The sequence below is a fragment of the Mycolicibacterium iranicum genome (assembly GCF_002101705.1).
Lineage (GTDB): Bacteria > Actinomycetota > Actinomycetes > Mycobacteriales > Mycobacteriaceae > Mycobacterium > Mycobacterium iranicum.
Map to the genome: position 1 here is coordinate 69,963 of NZ_LQPC01000041.1, position 15,084 is coordinate 85,046.

12 protein-coding genes are annotated in these 15,084 nt (G+C 66.2%); 4 read left to right on the plus strand and 8 right to left on the minus strand.

The window, feature by feature from the left end; translation table 11 throughout:
• Window positions 1–36: 36 nt before the first annotated feature.
• From gluQRS to AWC12_RS19835, 5 genes are read right to left on the minus strand one after another with little or no spacing between them, the layout of a single operon-like run.
• On the minus strand, window positions 37–921 hold the full coding sequence (gluQRS, locus tag AWC12_RS19815) for a tRNA glutamyl-Q(34) synthetase GluQRS (protein ID WP_085176475.1): 885 nt from the start codon (window positions 919–921) through the stop codon (window positions 37–39).
• Window positions 918–1,685: a GntR family transcriptional regulator gene (locus AWC12_RS19820; RefSeq protein WP_085176477.1), complete on the minus strand. Its 768-nt coding sequence runs from the start codon at window positions 1,683–1,685 to the stop codon at window positions 918–920. Before AWC12_RS19820 ends, gluQRS begins: the two co-directional genes overlap by 4 nt.
• A gap of 52 nt (window positions 1,686–1,737) precedes the next feature.
• Window positions 1,738–2,517, minus strand: a complete 780-nt coding sequence (gene fabG, locus AWC12_RS19825) for a 3-oxoacyl-ACP reductase FabG (RefSeq protein ID WP_085176479.1) — start codon at window positions 2,515–2,517, stop codon at window positions 1,738–1,740.
• Window positions 2,518–2,541: 24 nt separating this feature from the next.
• Entirely contained in the window at window positions 2,542–3,528 is a 987-nt protein-coding gene (locus AWC12_RS19830) for a phosphotransferase enzyme family protein (RefSeq protein ID WP_085176481.1), read from the minus strand.
• Window positions 3,529–3,537: 9 nt separating this feature from the next.
• Window positions 3,538–4,821 (minus strand): class-III pyridoxal-phosphate-dependent aminotransferase, encoded by a 1,284-nt coding sequence (locus tag AWC12_RS19835; RefSeq protein ID WP_085176483.1) that lies wholly within the window; start codon window positions 4,819–4,821, stop codon window positions 3,538–3,540.
• 171 nt (window positions 4,822–4,992) lie between these two features.
• Between AWC12_RS19835 and AWC12_RS19840 the strand changes: the two genes are divergently transcribed.
• Genes AWC12_RS19840 through AWC12_RS19855 form a run of 4 tightly spaced genes read left to right on the plus strand, consistent with a single transcriptional unit; the run spans window position 4,993 to window position 10,839 of the window.
• Complete coding sequence (locus AWC12_RS19840; RefSeq protein WP_085176485.1) at window positions 4,993–6,528, plus strand: APC family permease; 1,536 nt, start codon at window positions 4,993–4,995, stop codon at window positions 6,526–6,528.
• A gap of 23 nt (window positions 6,529–6,551) precedes the next feature.
• On the plus strand, window positions 6,552–8,801 hold the full coding sequence (locus tag AWC12_RS19845; protein WP_085176487.1) for a propanediol/glycerol family dehydratase large subunit: 2,250 nt from the start codon (window positions 6,552–6,554) through the stop codon (window positions 8,799–8,801).
• The gene (locus AWC12_RS19850) at window positions 8,801–9,130 is read left to right on the plus strand and encodes a diol dehydratase small subunit (protein WP_085176489.1); all 330 of its coding nucleotides are present in this window, start codon (window positions 8,801–8,803) and stop codon (window positions 9,128–9,130) included. Before AWC12_RS19845 ends, AWC12_RS19850 begins: the two co-directional genes overlap by 1 nt.
• Window positions 9,127–10,839: a diol dehydratase reactivase ATPase-like domain-containing protein gene (locus AWC12_RS19855; protein WP_085176491.1), complete on the plus strand. Its 1,713-nt coding sequence runs from the start codon at window positions 9,127–9,129 to the stop codon at window positions 10,837–10,839. Before AWC12_RS19850 ends, AWC12_RS19855 begins: the two co-directional genes overlap by 4 nt.
• Here AWC12_RS19855 and AWC12_RS19860 read toward each other — a convergent pair.
• From AWC12_RS19860 to AWC12_RS19870, 3 genes are all read right to left on the minus strand, one after another.
• Window positions 10,820–11,467: an MBL fold metallo-hydrolase gene (locus tag AWC12_RS19860; RefSeq protein WP_085176493.1), complete on the minus strand. Its 648-nt coding sequence runs from the start codon at window positions 11,465–11,467 to the stop codon at window positions 10,820–10,822. The two genes, AWC12_RS19855 and AWC12_RS19860, sit on opposite strands and share 20 nt — an antisense overlap.
• A 204-nt stretch (window positions 11,468–11,671) precedes the next feature.
• A complete protein-coding gene (locus tag AWC12_RS19865) occupies window positions 11,672–12,547 on the minus strand; it encodes an LLM class F420-dependent oxidoreductase (protein ID WP_085176495.1) in 876 nt (291 codons plus the stop codon).
• Window positions 12,548–12,625: 78 nt separating this feature from the next.
• Complete coding sequence (locus tag AWC12_RS19870) at window positions 12,626–14,986, minus strand: arylsulfatase (RefSeq protein ID WP_085176546.1); 2,361 nt, start codon at window positions 14,984–14,986, stop codon at window positions 12,626–12,628.
• Between the last annotated feature and the right edge of the window lie 98 nt (window positions 14,987–15,084).

Genomic DNA, 15,084 nt, shown 5'->3' on the forward strand with positions numbered 1-15,084 from the left:
CGTAGCAATCTTTGAGGCGCCGCCCAAGAGTTCTGCTCACCCGGGGCGGTATACCCACGGTGTGCGCGGTAATAGCCGGGGATCGAACTCGTCGAGCATCTCTTCGACGGTGCGCCCTCGATACCCCAGTGAGTCGGCGATCTGGGTCAGCGCCTCCGTCACACCGATCTCGGCGAGGGTGACCGCGCCGTCCCGTTTGGCCAGGCGCGCGCCGTCGGTGTTCAGCACCAGAGGTACGTGGGCGTAGACGGGTTGCTGGTGGCCGAGCAGCCGGGCCAGGTAAGCCTGCCGGGGCGACGAGGACAACAGGTCGTCACCGCGCACCACCTGGTCGATCCCCGACGCGGCGTCGTCGACGACCACCGCGAGGTTGTAGGCGGGCACACCGTCACCGCGACGCACGACGAAATCATCGACGGCCCCGGTGTAGTCGCCGTGCAGGACGTCGTACACGGTGAACTCGGTGACGGTGGTGCGCAGCCGCAGCGCCGGCGGTCGCCCCGTTTCCGCCCGGCGACGTTCGCGCGCGGATTCGTCGAGGTCCCGGCAGGTACCCGGATAGGCGCCTTCGGGCGCGTGGGGCGCCCGTGGTGCCTGCGCGATATCTCTTCTGGTGCAGTAGCACTCGAAGAGCAGTTCACGGTCGCGCAGGGTGTCGACGACCGCGTCGTAGCGCTCGGCGTGCTCGGTCTGGCGACTCGCAGGCCCGTCCCACGTGATGCCGATGGCGGCCAGGTCGGCGAGCTGGCGCTCGGCGATGTCGGGGAACGTGCGGTCGTCGAGATCCTCGACCCGCATCAGGAAGCGGCGACCGGTCGAGCGGGCGAACAGCCAGGCCAGCACAGCGGTTCGGAGGTTGCCGATGTGCAGATCGGCCGACGGACTCGGCGCGAACCTGCCTGCACCGGGTGGGCTGGTCACCCCGCTTGGCTCTGCAGCGCCACCGAGGCCGCTGCACCCGACGGTTGAGCGCTGACCCCGCGGCCCTGCGCGGTGACGGCGAGCCTGGTGCGGTCGCCGCGGAAGAGGTCACGCGAGAACTCGCACGGGGTGTCGTTCTGGTCGTAGGTGACCCGGGTGATCAGCAGCAGTGCGGATTTCGGTTTGATACCAAGGATTTTCGCCTCCTCGGGGGTAGCGCTGACCGCCTCGATGTGTTCGTCGGCGCGGGAGGCGACGAGCCCGTATTTGGTCTCCAGGATCTCGTAGAGAGAGCCACCCAGTTGCTGCTCGAGCAGACCCGGGAAGGCGTCAGCCGGAAACTGCGCCAGCTCCAGCGAGATCGGGGACCCGTCGGCGAGGCGGACTCGCTGAATCTCGATGACGAAGTCGTCGATGGTGATGCCGAGTGCCTGCCGGGTCGTGGCGTCGGGCGCTGCGATCTTGGTCGACAGCACCCGCGTCCCGGCGACGTAACCCTGGCTGGCGAGGAACGCCGGGACGCCGACCACGTCGGAGAGGTTGCGCTGCACTTGGGCGTGGCTGATGAAGATCCCCCCGGAGCGGCCGATCACGCGGTCGATGAGCCCGGCTTCTTCCAGCGCAGCAAGTACCTGGCGCAGGCTTGACCTGCTGGTCCGGTAGTGCTCGGCCAGTTCGCGTTCGCTGCCGAGCTTGGTTCCAGGAACCCCGGCGTTGATCTCGGCAACGATCCGGCGCCGTAGCTCCTCGGTCTGCGTGGGCACGGCACCTCCTGGCCGATCGATTTGGTATGACCAAATCTAGGATAGGCCCCCGTCAGAGGTCGGCGAGTGCCTCCGGCGATTCGGGGAGAATCTGGCCGCCGTCGACCACCAGCGATTGGCCGGTGATGTAGGCAGCCTCGTCGGTGGCGAAGAACAGCGCCGCGTTGCCGATGTCGGCTACCGCGCCGAGCTTCCCAGCGGGGATGACAGCTGCCGTCTGGTCGATATAGGCCTGGCCCATCTCCAGCATGCCCTCGGTGATGATGTTGCCCGGCAGCACCGCGTTGACGGTGATCTTCTTGGGCGCCAGTTCGATGGCCGCGGTGCGCAGGAAGCCCAGCTGCGCGGCCTTGCTCGCCCCGTAGTGCGACCAGCCCGGATAGCCGGTGATCGGGCCGGTGATCGACGACGTGATGATCACCCGGCCGTGGCCACTCGCGGCGAGCGGTTCCAGGGCCGCCTGCACGATGTACACGGTGCCTTTGAAATTCACGCCCATCACCTGCTCGAGATCGTCGGGCGTGAGGTCCTGCAGGCGGGCGGAAGGGAAGATACCCGCATTGGCGCACACAATGTCGAGGCCGCCGTTGCGCTCGACGGCGGTCGCGACGACGCGGCGGCAGTCCTCGGGGCTTGTCACGTCGGCGGCGATCCCGGTGACGGAACCGGGAGCGTCGGCGAGATCAGCGGTGGTGGCGTCGATGTCGGCCTGGGTGCGTCCGGTGATGACGACGTTGACGCCCGCCCGGGCGAACGTCTCGGCGATGCCTCGTCCGATGCCCTTGCTCCCACCGGTGACGATGGCCGAACGGCCGTGCAGCGAATTGAACATGTGAATAGCGCCTTTCACTTGGGCTCAGGTCAGCCGGTGGCCGTCGGAGGACAGGTAGCGTTCGGCGAGCGCGCAGCTGCCCGCGGCGTAGGTGACGGAGATGGCCTGGGATTCCTTGGAGTGGCTGTGCGTTCCCATCCAGGCCAGCAGCAGCAGCCGACGCAGAAGGACGAACGAGGCCAGCATGTCCTCGTCGCGCGCGGCCATCGGGCGTCGGCTCCGATAGCCGCTGACCCAGGCGTCCTGCCATTCGGGCACTGATGGATGATCTTCGAAGAAGGACACTGCGGTGCCGAAGTCGTAGAAATACCAACCGAATCCGCAGTCGTCGAAGTCGATGACGGTGATGGTGTCTCCGTCGACGAGCAGATTGGCCAATCGGAGGTCGGCATGCACCAGACCGAAGGTGTCGGGTTCGGTGCCGTAGTCGGCGAGCCGGTCATGTAGCAGCTTCTCGGCGCGCTCCAGCACGGCGGCTTCCTGCGCGCCCACTCCGACGGCGTCGCGCCAGCGGCCCCACCGCGGTGACTCGCCGAGGCTGTGCTCCCAGTCCCAGGCGAACCGGCTGAACTCCGCAGGTCGTTGCCAGCTGCGAGCGTGGTCGTGCAGCGCGGCGGTGATGCAGCCGAGGGTGTGGAAATCCGTTGTCTTGACCGAGTTCTCGTCAGGCTCGGCGCCCGGGACCATTGCGAAGTGCACGACGTAGCGCTCGACCCCGTCATGTTCGACGGTGACGACTCGGCGGCCGTCGCGGGCAGGCAGGACGGTGGGCACCACGAGGTCGCTGTCGCGCCGTAACGCGTCCAGCCAGCTCAGCTCCGACTCGATCTGGTCGCGCCGGTGATAATCCTTGCGGTGTACCCGCAGGATCGAGCGGTGCCCGGTGCCGGGCTCCTCGACAGCGTAGGTGGCGTTCTCGGACAGGTTGAGCAGCCGGAGTGCCGAGCCCTGCGGCAGGTCGAATTCCGCCAGCGCCTCCTCGGCGACCGCAACGTCATCACTTACCGCCATCGTCGGAGACTACTTCGCGGCGGAGGCTTCGGCAGCGGCGAGCTGCGCTCGCTCGACCGCGAGCTCGACGCGGTCGAGTACGTCGCGGCACAGTTCGAGGCTCAGCAGCAGGCCCGGCTTGAACTGCAGCACACGGGGATCCAGCGTCGAGAAGATCGCCCACACGCCGTTCTCGTAGAGCTCGCGCATGACGAACTTGGCACCTTCGGGATGGTCGAACTCCAGACCGATGACGACACCGTTCTGCCGGATCCCGACGAACCAGTCGGGGTGTTTGGACCGGATGCGGGCCAGGCCCGTGGCGAAGAAGTCGGCGATCTGGGCGACCGATGACCGGACCTCGGGCCTGCCGGTGATCTCCAGCGTCTTGATGGCGGCGACACACCCGAGTTCGGCGCCTCCGAAGGTGGAGATGTGCCCGAAGCCGTCCTGGTAAAGCCACTGCGCCGCACGGTCGCTGAGCAGCGTTGCCGTGATCGGGTACATCCCGCCCGACAGGCCCTTGCCGGTCACCATGATGTCGGGGTCGATGCCGTGCTTGGTGATGCCCCACATCTCACCGGTGCGCATCAGCCCGGTCTGCACCTCGTCGGCGATGTAGAGCGCGTCGTAGCGTTCGCAGAGATCCTTGACCGCTTCGAGGTAACCGGCCGGCGGCAGAGGGAACCCGTAGGTCGCCGGAATGGTCTCCATGATGACCGCCGCCACGTCCCTGCCGCGCAGCGCTTGATCCATCGCGTCGACGTCGCCGAACGCAACCTGGACGAACTCGTCGGGTCGGTCTGCCAGGAACAATTTGGCGAAACGGTCGTCGCCGGTGGCCACGGCCAGCCCGGTGTGGCCGTGGTAGGCCTTCACGATCGAGACGATTTTGCGGCGCTGTGTCGCGTGTCGGGCGCTCTTGAGCGCGATGTCGATGGCCTCACCGCCGCCGGACCCGAATGCCACCTTGGTCAGCGACGCCGGGGCGGACTCCACGAGACGTTGCGCCAGCGCCGTCCGAGCGACCGAGGGAAAGTGATGGTTGCCGACGTCGAAGTACTGCATCCCGTCGATGATCGCTTGCATCACTTCGGGATTGCGATGGCCGAGGTTGTACGTGCCGCCGTTGAGGTGCATGTCGATGAGCCGTCGGCCGCTCATGTCCCAGAGGAAGTAGTCCTGTCTGCGGTCGATGACGAGGTCGACGCCGGAGTCGGTCCAGAACTGCGTCTTGTCGGGGTTCCAGAACTTCTTCGACAGTTCCAGAACCTGGGCTTTGGACTCGAACGAGAATGCGCCGTAGTCGTGCACGGCCCCAACGTAAAAGGTAGGACCATTTGTGTCAACATATGCGCCCCAGCGCTTGCGCGGCGTAATTGGTAGTGCCAATATGTCTCAGGTCCGCCATTGTGGTCCAGGCCACAGTGTGTCCGAGTCTGGGCTGGACCAGCAGCTTTCCAGCGCCCCGAAGGGATCGAGTAGATGAGCGAAGACGTCGTTCCCCGCGAGACCGCGCCGGCGGATTCAGTCCAGCGCCTCAAGCGAAACGCCGTCGGTACGGTCGGCGTCATCTTCATGGCGGTCGCGACTGCCGCCCCGATCACCGCGATGGTCGGCAACGTCCCGATCGCTGTGGGCTTCGGAAACGGATCGCATGCCCCGGCCGGTTACCTGGTGGCGACCATCGTGCTCGGCCTGTTCGCGATCGGCTACGCGACGATGGCCAAGCACATCACCGCGACCGGCGCCTTTTACGGCTACATCTCCCACGGCCTCGGACGCGTCATGGGCATGGCCAGCGGCCTGATCATCACCATGGCCTACATCGTGTTCGAGGGCTCCCTGATCGGCATCTTCTCCTACTTCTTCGCCGACTTTGCCGCCACGCAGTTCGGGATCACCGTGCCGTGGCTCGTGCCGGCGCTGCTGATGCTTGTGCTGAATTGCGTGCTGACCTATTTCGACGTGAACCTGACCGCCAAGGTGCTCGGCGTCTTCCTGATCACCGAGATCTTCATGCTGTCGCTCGGAGCTCTGGCCGTGTTGTTCAGGGGCGGCGGCCCCGAGGGTTTCGTTGTCGCGGAGACGCTCAATCCGGTGGGTGCGTTCACACCCGCGGCGGGAATCGTAGGTGCCAGCGCCGGGCTCGGTCTGTTCTTCGCGTTCTGGTCGTGGGTGGGCTTCGAATCGACGGCGATGTACGGCGAAGAGTCCAAGAACCCGAAGAAGATCATCCCGCGCGCCACCATGATCGCGGTGCTCGGTGTCGGGTTGTTCTACGTGTTCATCTCGTGGATGGCCATCGCCGGTACAGGCCCGCAGAAGGCCGTTGAGCTGGCGCAGGATTCCGCGACGGCCGGCAACATTTTCTTCGATCCCGTGCAGGCCACCTACGGGGACTGGGCCATCACGCTGTTCAAGTTCCTGCTGGTGACCGGTTCGTTCGCCTGCGGCATGGCCTTCCACAACTGTGCATCGCGCTACCTGTACGCACTCGGTCGCGAAGGGCTGTCGTCGGGGCTTCAGAAGACACTGGGCGCCACCCACCACAAGCACGGCTCGCCCTACATCGCGTCATTCGCGCAGTCGGCCATCACCCTGGTCCTGGTTCTCGCGTTCTTCTTCGCGGGGATGGATCCCTACATCCATCTCTACGGCCTGCTGGCGATCCTGGGCACCATGGCCATCCTGATCGTGCAGTCCCTGTGTGCGTTCGCGGTGATCGCGTTCTTCCACTTTCACAAGAACCACCCGTCGAGCGCCCACTGGTTCAAGACATTCCTGGCGCCGGGCCTCGGCGGCGTCGGGATGCTGTACGTCGTGTACCTGCTGTGGGTACACAAGGACACCGCGGCGGGTGCCGCATCCGGCACGCTGCTGTTCAAGCTGACACCATGGATCGTGGTCGGCCTGTTCGCCCTGGGCGCCGCGATCGCGTTGTACTTCAAGTACAACGACCCGCGACGCTACGAGCTGATCGGGCGGATCGTGTACGAGGACAGCGAGATCCGGGACTAGCAATTCGCGAGTAGGAGGGCGTCTTGGCAGACGAGTTGGGCAGGTTCCGGGTACTCAACTCGAAGCCGGTCAACCTCGACGGGTTCAGCGTTCCCGACGCAGCGCTCGGCCTGGTGGCCATGCGCAGCCCCCATGACCCCTCCCCGTCCCTGATGATTCAGTGGAGTGGGGGTGCCCCGTACGTCACAGAGCTCGACGGCAAAGGCGCCGCCGAGTTCGACGTCATCGACGAGTTCATTGCCCGCTACGGTATCGACCTCTCGGTCGCCGAGGAGGCGATGGCGCTCGACGACGTGACGTTGGCGCGGATGGCGGTGGACATCAATGTGCCGCGCGCGGAGGTGGTTCGGCTGATCGGCGGAACCACTCCGGCGAAGTTGGCCCGTGTCATCGCGTTGATGTCACCGGTCGAGATGCAGATGGCGATGGCCAAGATGCGGGCACGGCGCACCCCGAGCAACCAGGCGCACGTCACCAACCAACTGGACGACCCGCTGCTGATCGCCGCCGATGCGGCCTCCGCCGTCGCCTACGGGTTCCGTGAGGTGGAGACGACGGTGCCGGTGCTCGGCGACGCACCGTCGAATGCCGTTGCCCTGCTGATTGGTTCGCAGGTCGGCACCCCGGGTGCGATGGCGCAGTGCTCCATCGAAGAGGCTCTGGAGCTGCGGCTGGGCCTGCGTGGCCTGACGTCGTACGCCGAGACGATATCGATCTACGGCACCGAGCAGGTGTTCGTCGACGGCGACGACACTCCGTTCAGCAAAGCGATCCTGACGTCGGCCTACGCATCGCGCGGTCTGAAGATGCGCGTCACCAGCGGTGGCGGTGCCGAAGTTCTGATGGGCGCCGCCGAGAAGTGCTCGATTCTCTACCTCGAATCACGCTGTGTCTCACTGGCTCGTGCGCTCGGATCACAGGGCGTGCAGAACGGAGGCATCGACGGGGTCGGGGTGGTGGCGTCGGTTCCGGACGGCATGAAGGAACTGCTCGCCGAGAACCTGATGGTGATGATGCGCGACCTCGAATCGTGTGCGGGCAACGACAACCTGATTTCCGAATCGGACATCCGCCGCAGCGCACACACGCTACCGGTCCTGCTGGCCGGCGCCGACTTCATCTTCTCCGGGTTCGGCTCGATTCCGCGCTATGACAATGCGTTCGCCCTGTCGAACTTCAACTCCGACGACATGGACGATTTCCTGGTGCTGCAACGGGACTGGGGTGCCGACGGCGGATTACGCACGGTGACGCCGCAGCATCTGGAGTCCGTGCGGCGGCGCGCGGCCAAAGCCGTTCAGGCCGTCTACCGTGATCTTGGCCTGGCCGACTACGACGACGCCCGCGTGGAGGAAGTGGTGGCCGCCAACGGTTCCCGGGATTTGCCTGCCGGGCATCCAAAGATGGTGGCTGAAGCCGCGGCGTCGATCGAGGCCAAACAGCTGACCGTGTTCGACGTGATCGCGTCGCTGCACCGCACCGGCTACGTCGACGAAGCCGAGGCCATCACGACCCTGACTCGCGAACGACTTCGCGGTGACCAGCTGCAGACGTCGGCCATCTTCGACGACGAGTTCCGGGTGCTGTCCAAGCTGACCGACCCCAACGACTACACCGGCCCGGCAACGGGTTACGCACCGACCGAACAGCGGCGCGCCGAGATCGACGCCATCCGGCAGGCGCGCAGCGGGGCCGAACTGACGGCGGATCAGGACGAGCATCGCGGCCACGTCACCGTCACCGATATCGAACCTGCGAAACAGGGTAGTGACCCTCGTGAAGTGTGCATCGGATTGTCGCCCGCGTGGGGCCGCAGCGTGTGGCTGAGTCTGTGCGGGCTGACCATCGGGGAGGTGCTGCGGCAGATCTCGGCGGGACTCGAGGAAGAGGGCTGTATCGCCAGGACGGTGCGGGTGCGCTCCACCATCGACGTCGGGCTGATTGGGCTGACCGCGGCTCGGCTGTCGGGTTCGGGTATAGGAATCGGATTGCAGGGCAAGGGTACAGCGTTGATCCACCGACGCGACCTGGCGCCGCTGGCGAACCTCGAACTGTTCAGTGTGGCGCCCCTGCTGACCGCGAAGATGTACCGCGAGCTGGGCAAGAACGCGGCCCGCCACGCCAAGGGCATGGCGCCGGTGCCCATCTTCACCGGCGGGACCGACGAGTCCATCTCGGCGCGTTACCATGCCAGGGCGGTCGCACTCGTCGCACTGGAACGGGAGGCGTCGGAGCCCGGCCAGCCCCCGATGACGGTGAGGGTCGAGAACTGATGAGCGAGATAACGGTTCAGAATGCCGTCGACGGCAAGCTCGGTCTGGGTGATCTACGGATGGACCCGGCTGCGTTGGCGCATCAGGCCGCCGTTGCGGAGGCGGGCGGCAACCCACAACTTGCCGAGAACTTTCGCCGTGCAGCCGAATTGGCGACGATCGACGACGAGCAGGTGATGGCGCTGTACGAGGCGCTTCGGCCGCACCGCTCGACAGCCGCCGAGCTCGACGAGCTGCGGGCGTCGCTGCTCGCCGACGGAGCACCGCGGTGCGCAGCTCTCGTCGAGCAGGCCGCGGCCGTCTACGCTCGCCGGGGTCTTCTGCGTTGACCTCCACGGTCGCCGGCATCGACATCGGCAACCACACCACCGAGATCGTCCTCGCCATTGTCGAGGGTGGTGCGGTCACCACGATCGCGCACGACCAGGCGCCGACCCGGGGACGTAAAGGGAGCGTGGAATCGCTGCAGGGTGCGGCGGCGCTGCTGCACAGAATCGAGGTCAGCGCGGGAGTGGTCGCCGACGAACTCCTGCTGTCGGCGCTGCGACCGGTCGACACCGCGACCGCGCCGATACCCCCCGCGTTTTCGCCGTCCACACCGGTGCGCAGCCTGCGCCGGCCGGACGCGAGCACCCCGGCGGGCACCGGATACGGTGTCGGACAGCATGTTCGGCTCGTCGACCTCGGTATTCATCCAGCGGACGGGCCTGTGGTGGTATCGGTCGACGACACCACTGACTTCGAAGTTGCCGCGCGCGAGATCACGTCGGCGATCGAACGTCGTTGGCAGGTGGTCGGCGTGGTGGCCGCGCAGGACGATGCCGTACTGATCCGCAATCGCATCCCGGTGGAGGTGCCGGTCGTCGACGAGGCGGACGTGGCGGGATTGGCGCCGGGCGCGCTGGTGGCCGTCGAGGTCGTCGAAGAGGGACGCGCCTACCGGGCGATGGCGGATCCGATCGCGCTGTCGACGGCATTGCGGCTGCCGCCCGAGAGGCTGCGTGAGGTGGCCGAATTCTGCAGGGAAATCGCTGATTCGGCGGCGATCGCGGTGACACCGCGTACTGAACCTGCAGTGCCTCCTGCGGCGGACGAGGACTGGGTCGACATTCGGGGCGACGGAGGCTCAGGCGATGTCACAGTGCGGTACTCGCCCGCCGAGGCGCACGCGGTGCTGCGCCGATCGGTGCCGGGTCGGGTCACCGGCGTGCGCCTGCAGGCGATACCCGCTGCGTCCGAGGGGCTCTCCGTCCACGACGCGTTCTTCACCGACCTGGCGTCGATCGACAACGGCGCATGGCTGCGTCGCGGTATCGCCGACGCCGATGGCACGGTGGTGGCATTGCTGGCCGCCGAGGAAGCGTCCGATGCCGCATCCGTGCTGACCGACCTGACGGGTCGACCGGCGCAGACGCTGGCGACGGAACCGGAGGCGGCGGCGTGGGGAGCGCGCACCACCCCCGGGCTGCCCGCCGAATCGTTTGTCTGCGATATCGGCGGCGGCACAGTCGATCTCATCGGGACTCACCAGACGGTGGTGGCGGCCGGGGCGGGGGAGTCGATCACCGTTGCGGTCGCTCGCGTGCTCGGCATCCCGCGTGCGCTGGCCGAGACCGTGAAGCGCACCCCGGCCGTGCGGGTCGAAGGCCCGCACGTCGCACACGAAGAGGACGGACGCCGGGTGTTCCTGGACTCGCCGGCGTCCTCGGACGCCATCGGCCGGCTGTGTACGCGGGGAAGCGCGGGCTTGGTGCCGTTCTCCAACCGCCTTGCCGCAGAGGAGTGGCGCAGCCTGCGTCTGGCCATCAAACAGGAGACAGTCGCGGCCAATATCGCCCGATGCCTCAGCGCGTTTGACGAGTTGCCCACCGCGATGGTGCTGGCGGGTGGCGGAGCGCTCGACGACGAGTTGATGCGCACCGTCGGCGAAGCGCTCCGCAGTGTCTCGGTGGTGGTGGGCCGGGCCAACATCGACGGTGTGCACGGCCCGCGGTTCGCGGTCGCCCGCGGGCTGGTCGCTATGTACGCGCGCCGGTAGGCAGACCTGCGATCGCGTGGGCGACGTGACCGCGCCAGTGCCCCGGGTTGATGCGCGTGACCGCCGAATCACCCTGGAAGGCACTGGAGATCACGTAGTCGGGCGTCAGGTCGGCCAGCACGCGCAGGCTGGCGGCGATCGTTTCGGCATCTCTGGGCTGATGAAAGCCCTCGATGTAGCCAGCCCACCATTGCCCTTGGGCGTTGCGAACCAGTGTGTCCCCGGTGAAGAGGTATTGGCCCTCGGCGCCGGAGACCAGGTAGCAGACGCTGCCCGGCGAATGCCCCGGACTGGGGATGATCTCCACCCCGTTGTAGTCGGTATGCCTGCCGCTGACCGGTACGTCGACGTGGGCGTGCGCCCGGATGTCGGGGATGTCGTCCTTGGGCGCGTGCAGTGTCGAGCCGAAGCGGCCGGCGATGCTCTTGAGCATCGGACCTGCCTCGTCTCGGTGTGACAGATACTGGTCCCGCACGCCGCCGAGTCCGGCGAGCTCGTCGAGTTCTGCGTCGGTGGCGGGGGAGTAGAACAGCACATTGGCCGGGGTCCACAGATACGCGTGGGTGGTGAGGCCGGGGAACGGCGAATCGGTGCAGGTTTCCCAGAGGTCGCTGAGTACGTGTTTCATGCACTCAGGCTGCAACCTCAACTATTGTTTAGGTCAACCCTTTGACCGCGAGCAGATCTCAGGATTCCCAACTGTCACAGACCCCAACGTTTCGCAGCGGCCTTCTCGCACTTTCGCTGCAAAACGTTGATCCGTGTGACTTATGGGGGCGGAGGGGTTTGGTTAAGACGCGAGCTCCCAGCGACGTCGAGGGTTTACGGTAACTCAGCCCAGTTCGGAAAGCTGCTTCACCGTGGGGGCGATGCTGTCGATCCACTGGGCGGGCGACCCGGTCGGCGGGAAGACGATGACCTCGTCGATGCCGAGCTTCGCGTAATCGCCCATGGCTCTGACGAATTCGTCGCGGGTGTCGGGCGCCGGGCTGAGGTCGTTGACCATGATGGTCTTGCGAATGGCGTCGTAGTCGCGCGCGGCGTCGTCACAGTGCCCGCGCAACACGCGCAATTTGTGGGCGACCTCGTCGGGTGAGGTGCCGAACAAATTGCACGCATCGCCATATTGGGCGACCAGGCGCAGCGTTTTGCGCTCACCGCTGCCGCCGATGAGCACCTTCGGCTTGTTGATCGGCTGCGGGTTGCACAGCGTCTCCTGCAGCCGGTAGTGCTTGCCCTCGAACGGCCCGTTGTTGTTCGGGTCCCACATCTGATCACAGATCTGCAGTGCCTCTTCGAGTCGTTCGAAGCGCTCGGCGAGCGGCGGGTAAGGCACGCCGAGGCCGACGTGCTCGCGCTCGAACCATGCCGCGCCGATGCCGAGCACCGCGCGGCCACCGGAGAGCACGTCCACGGTCGTCACCGTCTTGGCGAGCAGGCCGGGATGCCGATAGGTCACGCCGGTGACGAGAAGGCCGAGGCTGATCCGCGAGGTGTGTCCGGCGAGGTAGCCGAGCAGCGTGTAACCCTCAAGCATGTTGGCCTCTGCAGGCAATCCGGTCGGCTCGATCTGGAAGAAGTGGTCCATGAACCACAGCGAGTTCGCACCGGCCTCCTCCGCCGCCGTACCGACCCTGGCGAGTTCGGGTCCGATCGCAGTGGTGCCGCCGTCGATGTCGAGAATGGGAATGCTGAGTCCGAGGTCCATGCCGGGTACAAGTCGCTATGCGGGGCGGACATTCCGGTTTGGCAGCAACTTTGGCCCCGGTCGAGAAACGGCCAGCGGCTACTGGCGGGCCATCGCGACGCGCAGCGCCTCCTCGGGCGACACCCGGTGCCCCTCCGCCCCGGCCGCCTCGGCGATCGCGAGTTGGACGCCCTTCACCCGGCCGGTGAACGCGGTGTCGCCCGCGCGGTAGTCGGGCGACACCGGCGACCCGGAATCCAGCCCGACGTCGCAGCCGTCGTCGGCCGAGAAGATCATCGGCAGGGTGGCGGCCACCTCACCGCTGCCCACCTGTTCGCCATCGACGTAGAGTCGCACCGAGCCGCCCCCGCCCAGCCCGTCGCCCCGATAGTCGAACTCCATCCGCACCTGGTGGTCGCCGGTTGGTAGCGGTGAGTCGGATTCGGCGAAGAAGTGCCGGATTCCGCCCAGGTTGTAGCAGTACTTCAGCTTGCCGTCGTGTGCGTAGAGAGCCCAGCCGCCGATGCTGGCGCCCTGGGCCACGATGACCCCGTGAACGCCACTGTCGGGCACATGGATCTCCGCGGTGACCGAGTGCGACTTGTTCTTCACATTCAGCACGCAGTTCTCCGAGAGGTGCCCCATGCCGCCGAACAGCAGTTGGGTGTTGCCCCGGATGAGAATGGGCCGGCCCGCGACATCGGGATTCATCCGTCGTGCGACATCGTCGTCGAGCGGGAGCACGTTGTACCGCGTCGCCTCGATCAGCCACAGCCGTTGCAGCTCATGGAGTTTGTCGGGCATCTCGGCCGCCAGGTTGCGGGCTTGCGACCAGTCCGTGGTGGTGTCGTAGAGTTCCCAGACGTCGTCGTCGAAGGCAGGCACATCGTCTTCGACCAGCAGCCACGGTGTCTTGTGCTTGGTGACGGCCGTCCAACCCTTGTGGTAGATGCCGCGGTTGCCGAACATCTCGAAATACTGCGTCTCGTGGCGGTCCGGCGCATCGGCGTCGTCAAACGAGTACAGCATGCTCACCCCCTCGATGGGATGCTGCTGCACACCGTTGACGAACAGCGGCTCCGGCAGCCCGGCGGCCTCCAGGATCGTCGGTGCCACGTCGATGACGTGGTGGAACTGCCAACGCATCTCGCCTCTGGCGTCAATCGCGTTGGGCCAGTGCACGATCGTGCCGTTGCGGGTGCCGCCGAAGTGGGAGGCCACCTGCTTGGTCCACTGGTAGGGCGTGTCCATCGCGTGCGCCCAGCCGACTGCGTAATGGTTGTAGGAGTCGGGCCCGCCGAACTGATCGAGGCGCTCGGCCATGAACTCCGGGGTTTCGATCGCGGCCATGCCGTTGAAGTTCAGCATCTCGTTGTAGGTGCCGTTCAGCGTGCCCTCCGCCGACGCCCCGTTGTCGCCGATGATGTAGTAGATCAGCGTGTCGTCGAGCACGCCGAGTCGCTGCAGGCTCTCGATCAGCCGGCCGACGTGATGGTCGGTGTATTCCAGGAAGCCGGCGTAGACCTCCATCTGCCGGCGCAGCACCGGCTTGAGGTCCTCGGGCATGTCATCCCAGGCCGGAATCTCCGCGTGCCGCGCGGTGAGCTCACAGTCCGGCGGAATCACCCCGAGCTGCTTCTGACGTGCAAAAGTCGCTTCGCGCAACGTATCCCAGCCTTCATCGAACTGGCCGCGGTACTTGTCCGCCCACTCTTTCGGAACATGGTGCGGCGCGTGTGTCGCACCGGGGGCGAAGTAGACGAAGAACGGCTTGTCGGCCGCGAGCGCCTTCTGCTGTCCGATCCATGCGATCGCCTTGTCGGTCATGTCCGCCATGAAGTGGTACCCGTCCTCGGGCGTGCTTGTCACCTCGATGGGATTGGTGCCCTCGAACAGGGTCGGATACCACTGGTTGGCCTCGCCGCCGATGAAACCGTAGAAGTACTCGAACCCGCCGCCGCCGGTGGGCCAGGCGTCGAAGGGGCCGACCGGACTGGTCTCCCACACCGGCACCTCGTGGCATTTGCCGAATTGCGCTGTGTTGTAGCCGTTCAGTTTGAGGGTGCGTGCGATCGGCGACATCGTATTCGGCAGAATCGAGCTGTAACCCGCTGCCCCGGTGGCTAATTCGGTGATACCGCCCATCCCGACCGAGTGGTGGTTGCGGCCGGTCAGCAGCGCCTGCCGAGTCGGCGAGCACAACGCAGTGGTATGAAAGCGGTTGTACCGCAATCCGTCTGCGGCCAGCCGTTCAGCGGTCGGAGTGTGGCACGGTCCGCCGAAGGCGCTTGATGCGCCGAAGCCGACGTCATCGAGAAGGACGACGAGCACATTCGGAGCGCCCTCGGGTGGCCGCACCGGCTCGATGGCCGGATAGCGGGTGTCGGGGTCCTTGGCGTCGTAGGTGATCAGGCCGGTCCGCGGCCGGCTGGGGATGGGGAGATGGGTCCGTTGCGTCATGTCGTGTTCTTTCCGCGCTGACCAGCTGATCTTGATCACGCTGACCCTAGAACGAATCCCGCCTTTCATGCAGCTGTTGCGGATGAATTAACTATTAC

Excerpts from the sequence above, each read along its gene's own strand:
- AWC12_RS19865 (WP_085176495.1), bottom strand. The coding sequence starts at position 12,547 with ATGGACCTCGGACTCAGCATTCCCATTCTCGACATCGACGGCGGCACC.
- AWC12_RS19840 (WP_085176485.1), top strand. The coding sequence starts at position 4,993 with ATGAGCGAAGACGTCGTTCCCCGCGAGACCGCGCCGGCGGATTCAGTC.
- fabG (WP_085176479.1), bottom strand. The coding sequence starts at position 2,517 with ATGTTCAATTCGCTGCACGGCCGTTCGGCCATCGTCACCGGTGGGAGC.
- AWC12_RS19850 (WP_085176489.1), top strand. The coding sequence starts at position 8,801 with ATGAGCGAGATAACGGTTCAGAATGCCGTCGACGGCAAGCTCGGTCTG.
- AWC12_RS19860 (WP_085176493.1), bottom strand. The coding sequence starts at position 11,467 with ATGAAACACGTACTCAGCGACCTCTGGGAAACCTGCACCGATTCGCCG.
- AWC12_RS19830 (WP_085176481.1), bottom strand. The coding sequence starts at position 3,528 with ATGGCGGTAAGTGATGACGTTGCGGTCGCCGAGGAGGCGCTGGCGGAA.
- AWC12_RS19870 (WP_085176546.1), bottom strand. The coding sequence starts at position 14,986 with ATGACGCAACGGACCCATCTCCCCATCCCCAGCCGGCCGCGGACCGGC.